This window comes from Salmonella sp. 741265055_HSA, assembly GCF_046569525.1.
In the GTDB taxonomy this organism is placed as follows: Bacteria; Pseudomonadota; Gammaproteobacteria; order Enterobacterales; family Enterobacteriaceae; genus Salmonella; species Salmonella enterica.
This window is the reverse complement of the sequence record NZ_JBKFSQ010000067.1, coordinates 1-7,233: the sequence shown is the minus strand read 5'-3', so window position 1 is coordinate 7,233 and position 7,233 is coordinate 1. Positions and strand designations below refer to the sequence as shown.

Annotated in this window: 7 protein-coding genes and 1 pseudogene; 5 read left to right on the top strand and 3 right to left on the bottom strand. The window is 46.0% G+C overall.

What is annotated here, in order from left to right; translation table 11 throughout:
* Positions 1-49: 49 nt before the first annotated feature.
* Positions 50-177, bottom strand: a pseudogene (locus tag ACLD4K_RS21555) (Bcr/CflA family drug resistance efflux transporter); the annotation flags it as partial.
* A 402-nt stretch (positions 178-579) separates the two neighbouring features.
* Between ACLD4K_RS21555 and ACLD4K_RS21550 the strand changes: the two are divergent.
* On the top strand, positions 580-1,980 hold the full coding sequence (locus ACLD4K_RS21550) for an ISNCY family transposase (RefSeq protein WP_183060326.1): 1,401 nt from the start codon (positions 580-582) through the stop codon (positions 1,978-1,980).
* 96 nt (positions 1,981-2,076) lie between these two features.
* On the opposite strand, the gene ACLD4K_RS21545 is transcribed toward ACLD4K_RS21550, so the two are convergent.
* Positions 2,077-2,847 (bottom strand): DeoR/GlpR family DNA-binding transcription regulator, encoded by a 771-nt coding sequence (locus ACLD4K_RS21545; protein ID WP_023202465.1) that lies wholly within the window; start codon positions 2,845-2,847, stop codon positions 2,077-2,079.
* 99 nt (positions 2,848-2,946) lie between these two features.
* Between ACLD4K_RS21545 and ACLD4K_RS21540 the strand changes: the two genes are divergently transcribed.
* The 4 genes from ACLD4K_RS21540 to ACLD4K_RS21525 all read left to right on the top strand — a co-directional run bounded on the left by ACLD4K_RS21540 (position 2,947) and on the right by ACLD4K_RS21525 (position 6,587).
* Positions 2,947-3,666, top strand: a complete 720-nt coding sequence (locus tag ACLD4K_RS21540) for a hypothetical protein (RefSeq protein ID WP_108638230.1) — start codon at positions 2,947-2,949, stop codon at positions 3,664-3,666.
* A gap of 41 nt (positions 3,667-3,707) precedes the next feature.
* Positions 3,708-4,844, top strand: a complete 1,137-nt coding sequence (locus ACLD4K_RS21535) for an MFS transporter (protein ID WP_226527758.1) — start codon at positions 3,708-3,710, stop codon at positions 4,842-4,844.
* A gap of 1 nt (position 4,845) precedes the next feature.
* Positions 4,846-5,961 (top strand): gluconeogenesis factor YvcK family protein, encoded by a 1,116-nt coding sequence (locus ACLD4K_RS21530; RefSeq protein ID WP_023202461.1) that lies wholly within the window; start codon positions 4,846-4,848, stop codon positions 5,959-5,961.
* Positions 5,962-6,068: 107 nt separating this feature from the next.
* A complete protein-coding gene (locus ACLD4K_RS21525; protein ID WP_411012476.1) occupies positions 6,069-6,587 on the top strand; it encodes a phosphoribosyltransferase in 519 nt (172 codons plus the stop codon).
* Positions 6,588-6,748: 161 nt separating this feature from the next.
* On the opposite strand, the gene ACLD4K_RS21520 is transcribed toward ACLD4K_RS21525, so the two are convergent.
* Positions 6,749-7,081: a DUF1493 family protein gene (locus ACLD4K_RS21520; protein WP_183060322.1), complete on the bottom strand. Its 333-nt coding sequence runs from the start codon at positions 7,079-7,081 to the stop codon at positions 6,749-6,751.
* Positions 7,082-7,233 lie beyond the last annotated feature (152 nt).

Genomic DNA, 7,233 nt, shown 5'->3' with positions numbered 1-7,233 from the left:
CGTCAATATGAGGTTACAGGGAAGGGCGGGTATCTCCAGACGAAAGTGTCATGTTTACTGCAAATAGCCAACCGTAATGCTGCGGGTCAACGCCGAAGTAAGTGATGTACACAAACGAGAACCGGTGACAAAGGCGTAAGCTGCAGCGTAGTAGAACGTCAGGCACAGAGTAAACAAAGCGTTTATGGTCGTTGTCAGAGCTGCAGAACGTCAGTCAGAGAAAGCAGCGGCCAGGGGGAAAATCCACTGATTCAAAAAGCGATGCGACGAACCGGCCACGATGGCCGGTTTTTTTATGCCTGCGCTGCGTGAAATCGTGTACAGGATAGCGAGTGCAAATCAGTATAATTCGCGCAGCGTCACGACAGGGCAGGGATCAAACGGGTTACAATGTCGTCACTGAGTGTGCAAAAATTATGGGTAAAGAGTTTTGCGACAAGCACGATTCCAGCCATGTTATTTCCCGGCTAATTTAACATAATATACATTATGCGCACTGTAATTGTAACAGCAAAGTTGTAATGTCCGCCTTGGGCTAAGTTAAGATGTCCGTCATGTATAATCAACAGGAAGATTCCCATGACGGCACACGCAGCGGAGTTTTTCACTTTGGATGAAGTTAACCGACTCAAAATCATTCAGGACGTTGTCGACCGGCGTCTGACCACACTGATGGCCGCGCAGCGCCTAGGTATTTCCGATCGCCAGTGCCGACGCCTTCTGTCGCGTTACCGTGAATCTGGCCCGCTTGGTATGGCTAACCGCCGTCGTGGAAAACCCAGCAATAACCAGTTGCCTGATGGCTTTGCACAGTACGCGTTCAGTATTATCCGCGAACGCTATACCGACTTCGGTCCGACACTGGCGTGTGAGAAACTCGCAGAACTGCACGATGTTCACCTGTCCAAAGAGACTGTCCGTTCGCTCATGGTCAAAGCCGGTCTCTGGATACCCCGCAAACAACGTGCGCCGAAAATTCAGCAGCCACGCTATCGACGGGCCTGCTGCGGCGAACTGATACAGATTGATGGTTGTGACCATCACTGGTTTGAGAACCGAGCTCCCGCCTGTACTGCACTGGTCTATGTAGACGATGCGACGAGCCGCCTGATGCAGCTTCGTTTCGTGAAATCGGAATCGACCTTCACCTATTTTGAAGCCACCAGAGGCTATCTGGAAAAGCATGGCAAGCCACTGGCATTGTACAGCGATAAAGCCAGCGTCTTCAGAATTAACAATAAAAACGCAACCGGTGGCGACGGCTACACCCAGTTTGGGCGTGCGATGCACGAACTGAACATCCAGACTATCTGCGCCAACACCAGCTCAGCCAAAGGCCGCGTGGAACGCGCACATTTGACGCTTCAGGATCGTCTGGTTAAAGAACTCAGGCTCAGGGGCATTTCCTCAGTGAATGCAGCTAATGATTTTGCAGATGAGTTTATGGCCGATTACAACCGGCGCTTTGCGAAAGAGCCCCGGCATGACTTTGATGTTCACCGACCACTTGAAACTGATGATGATCTGGCTGCGTTTTTCACATGGCGAGAGCCGCGCCGTGTTTCAAAATCTCTGACAGTACAGTATGACAAAGTGCTCTATCTGATTGAAGACAGTGAGTTAAGCCGCAGGGCTATTGGGAAATACATTGAAGTATGGCATTACCCGGATGGCAGAAAAGAACTCCGGCTAAACAGAGTCATCCTTCCCTACTCCATTTATGATCGTCTTCAGGAAATTGACCAGGGCGCTATCGTGGACAACAAGCGCCTCGGACGTACACTCGATTTTATCAAACTGGTTCAGGACAAACGTGACAATAACCGCTCTCAGGCCATCCCTGCGGGTGATGGCCCTTCACGACGGCGCAGAAAACCAACAGGTAAGAAATCTCAGCGCTCACTCAACGGTGACGATATGTTGGAAGCCTTGAATACACTGCAATCACGTTCTGAGGAGATATTTGGAAAACGAAAATAATTATGATCATACTTATAGTTTTTTTGATGATAGCAATCGGAGTCATGCGAAAAATTTGATATTTTTCCGACTGCTTAACAATTTACTTAACGAGGCCTATACCGGGTATATTTGGATATCACACTCCCGGAATACGTCAGCGTATTGTTTACTTACACTTTGTTCTATCACAAGAACATCAATCTGGCTGCTGTCAGCAACAACATAGCGTGCGACCGCCGGAATTTTATCTGAGGTTAAACCTACGATAATTTCACTACACTGCCGGATTACGGCTTTTTTAAACTCACAATCTGCATAATCAAACCCGGTCAACCCCAACTCTGGTGCCATTGCGCAACCACCAATAAAGCCCTGATCGAAGATAATCCCTTTAATTTGTTCAAGGGCAGGAGCACCAACACACCCCCCGGAAGTACGCTGTACGCCGCCGCCCAGCATAATTACCTCGCACAATGGTTTTTTTAGCAGTGTTATGGCTATCTCAGGGGAGTTAGTGACTACCGTGAATACTGTAGTGTTCGGAAGTGCCTCTGCCATTGCAAGATTTGTTGTACCTGAGTCGATATATACACAGCTGTTTGGTTTGACTAGTTGCGCGCATTTATGCGCGATCGTGCTTTTTGTATCGGTTTTTTTAGTCTTTCGTTCTGCATAATTACCTGCTTCTGGCATCGCAGCAACAGCGCCACCATACACCTTTTTACAGATGCCTGATTTACTAAGTTCATGTAAATCACGACGAATTGTGTGTTCTGACACACCAAGCTGGACAGAAAGCTCCGCGCAAACAACCCTTCCTTTCTCCAGGAGAACCTGGCGAATTAGGGCTTGTCGTTGATCCGGGAAAGCTGCATAATCGAGCACTAGTAACTCCTTGAACCATGATAACGAGCAATAAGAAGCATGATCGTGCATTCTGAATGCATCTGTCAACTTCTGATGGCTGGTAATAAGGCTTAAACAATGCAAACTACCCCTGATATCAAGTATTTTCATCAACTTGCGTCTCTAGCTGAATATCGCTTGTTGAATCCGCAAATAACTACTCCCCTTTGTCATACACAGGACCTGCTCGGTGAAATCAAAGAGGAAATACTGGGTTTATTTCCACATCATAGCGTCAATACGGATACCGCTCCTTCTGAAACCAAAAAATCAGCATGGACAATCAGACAATTCCACAGCCACATTGACGATATCCCTGTCAGCGGTATCTTTATCGGTTTCACCGAGAATGAAAAGAACGGTATGTGTATGTTAACTAACCCCTTTACCCGGGAACGCTTCTGGTCTGATGGCATTCGGTCCCGGGCTTTTGGCCCATTTGGTGAATACGATTTGGCAACCAGGCGGAACACACGGTTACATCAGGCCGTAATACATATCAGCACAGACTTTTCAGTACAGGATTCTTCCACCGGGAAAATAAGACAGCAAGCTCTGCTTACACGTAAAGGCGACCCTTTTTATGCTATGGGGATGCTGGCAGCGGGATATATCGATGCCTGCATAATTAATCCTTCAGCCGTTCAGGAGTTTATGCCATTTATACATCTGATTGAAAACGCAGGCGGAGTTTTCAGTATTTTAAGAGAATATTGTGATGGTTCCGGTAATATGCTGATTGCCAGCGGTTCACGGGAATTACACAACGAAGTGATGAATGTACTCACTGCTGCCTGAATATTAACTAGTCATTACTCTTTTTTATAATGAGAATCAGAATGAACGAAAGAATAGCAACGCGGTCTGTTTTTTTCATCGCAGGGCTGGCAACATCTGCCTGGGCGGTAATGGTTCCTTTTGCCAAACTGAATACCGGTGCTAATGAAGCTCTTCTGGGTATATTACTTCTTTGCCTGGGGGGCGGTGCTATTATATCAATGCCATTAGCCGGACCACTTTCATCCCGCTATGGTTGCAGGAAAATTATCGGCTATGCGGTGATGATTATTATATTATCTATGCCGTTTTTAACATTAGCCAATAGCCCCGTAACACTTGGCTTTTTATTGCTGATTTTTGGTATTGGCGTTGGCCTTACCGATTGCGCCATGAATATTCAGGCAATACTGGTAGAGAAAAATGCAGGTACTCCACTCATGTCTGGTTTCCATGGAATGTACAGTGTTGGAGGGATTGCCGGTGCTGGTTTAATGACTGGGTTACTTACGTTTGGCCTGAACATTCTGGCATCGTCTCTGGTTGTGAGCCTTATCATTTTTATGCTTTTGATGGTGTGTTTCAGCCGACTACTGCCTTATGCCAGTCCGGCAGAAGGTCCGGCATTTGCATTTCCAAAAGGAGAAGTCCTGCTCTTTGGTGCAATATGTTTTATCGTCTTTCTGGCCGAAGGCACGGTTCTTGACTGGAGCGCTGTATATCTGGTTGAAGTCAGACAAATAGCGGACTCACAGGCCGGTCTCGGGTTCACATTCTTTGCTCTTGCAATGACAGTTGGAAGACTTAGTGGTGATGCAATAATCAGACGTTTCGGCTCTCTGCACATAGTTGTCAGCGGCGCGGTTCTGGCTTTCGGCGGTTTTTGTCTCATCATTTTCTCAACCTCACTTATAGCGTTGCTAATCGGTTATCTCTGTATCGGTGCAGGTTGTGCCAACATTGTGCCCGTGATGTTCAGCCAGATAGGTAAACAGACAAGTATGCCGCAAATGGTTGCTGTCCCGGCAGTGACGACAATGGGATATATCGGCGTACTGGCTGGCCCCGCTATGATTGGATTTATTGCACACCATAGCTCCTTACCCCATGCCTTTATTTTTGTTGCCGCGCTCATGCTTATCGTATTAATGCTCAGCGTTGCATTAAACAGAACAATAAAATTACATCAGGAATTCTGAAATGAAACATGTCGTTTTATTCTCTGGCGGTAGCGCTTGCCGCTCTTTGAATATTGCACTTTGCCAACGTTCGATCTCACTGACGCGTATTGTTCCGGCATGGGATAGCGGTGGAAGTTCGCGCTCAATCCGGGAAAGCATTGATATTTTGTCCGTCGGAGACATCCGACAGGCATTAATGACAATGGCCTATGGCGAAGGCTGCTCTGGCGACATAGTGCGAATTTGCAACACCCGCTTATCCTCAGAACAAGATAGCAAGGAGGCATCGAGAGAGTTTCGGGCCTATGTTGAAGGACAGCATCCATTGCTTGGTCGTCTGGACCCGGGGCTGAGAGGAGCTATCGTTAATTACCTGAAGATATTTGCAGACAAAGCCGGAATCACGTTTGATTATCGAAACGGAAGTATCGGCAATTTTATCCTTACAGGTGCTTATCTTGCTCATAATCAGGATATGAATACTGCTATTTTTGTTTTCAGAAAACTATGTGGTATTACGGGCGAAGTCTGGCCTTCTTCTCTCGATAATAACCTGCTCCTTTCTGCACAATTAAGTGACGGTCAGCAGATTTCTCCTCAGGATAAAATCACCCATCTTTCCAGGCAACAGTCGGAAAAAGGTATCAGCTCGGTCTCATTAAAGACCTCCACCGGGAGTCATGCTCAGGCCAACACCGCCGTGCTGGAAGCAATCAAAAATGCCGACCTTGTTATCTTTGGCCCTGGCAGCTTTTATACCAGTATCCTGCCACACCTCCAGGTTACAGGGATGACAAGCGCCATCGCGCAAGCCGGGTGTCCGGTTGCATTAGTTGGCAATATCCTCCAATGTTGTGAGACTCGAAGTCTGGGTTTGCAGGATATTACTGATCGCTTTATCCAGTACTGGCACGATGCTGATGCTTCCATTCCATTGCCGGGATTGGTCGTTCTGGGCAATCAGCGATTTCTTTCCATTGAAAAATACGTGGGCGAATTCGCCTATCTTGGTGATGAGATTATCGATTCCCCCCGGTACAGCAGCGTGCTTGATGAGTTTGAAGATGTCTGGGTACGAGGTAAACATGATGGTGAAATACTTGCAAGCAGATTACTCTCTTTAGCCAGGAATTAATCTGATGGGTGGTTATTCTCTTATCAGGCTTGTAATAGGTGATAGATACGTTTCACAAAAAGAATAACCATGTTCTTTACTCAAATAAGAATTTAAGTGGAGTCCAAATGAATAATTATTGTATTGGTGATGTTATTATAGATGAACAGAATATCGCTGCTGGAGTCAGCAGTGTAGCCCGGAAATTAAATCAGGATTATTCTGATGCCGTGGTCATTACAGTTGTACCCGGAGGGATGCTCTACACAGCGGATCTGACAAGACAGTTGAGTTTTGATATTAATATGGACTATATATCGTGTCCTCATACCCCAGGCGATCGCAATAATATCTCCACGATTGTCTATCATCAGAATATTAATATTGCTCACCGTCATGTTATTCTCATTGATGATGCGATTGAATCCGGTGGCACAATGAAACGACTTGTTGAGCATATCTTAGATAATTACAAGCCAGCATCTTTATCTGTTGCTGTTCTATTTGTAAAGCCTGGTAGAATAGATATTCCAGTAAAACAGTACTACGCTTATGAAATGGAGAATGATGATCTTCTTATTGGTTACGGTATGCCTTGGGATAATAAATATCGAAACCGTCCAAATATCTCCCGACTCATAAGGTAAGGGGAGATATTGTTCGTACTCTCACTTACAGATATGTGGGCCTGCACTACAAATGTCCATTTCAGTAAGAAGTGGACATTTCAACTTTGCTGGCAGGCGGACATCTGAACTTAGCTTTGACAGGTAATAGCAGAGGGCGAAAAGCAGTCCCCCAGCGTGAATCAGTCATACAACCAGCGACCAGTCCTGGCAGACGCAATGAGCATACCTATCGTGAACTCCGGCGCCTGAGGAATATCGTTTTTGCGAAACGGATTAAGCAAATGCTTTAGCGGTGGTTCTGGCGGATAGTATGTTGTGATCGAGAAACTCCCTTTATCTACATTGAATGTCGTAAAAAAATCATCCATCAATGCCAGTGCTTCATCATCTTCCAACCGTAGATCTGAATCCAAATCTGTTGACGGTGTCAGTTCTTTTTTCTTAAAAAGGTAAATTCCATCATGGCTTCTTACCAGTTCATAAATCCGCTGTTCAAGAGTATCACTTACCATATTTTATCGCTTCCTCTGGCAATACAGCACCACGCGGTTTTGTCCGCGTAGGCAAAACATTCAATCCAGCCACAATAGACACTATCGCCCCAAAATCCGTAAGCGTACAGCGCGAACCGTCTGGTCATAATCTGATGTATCCGACAAAGTGG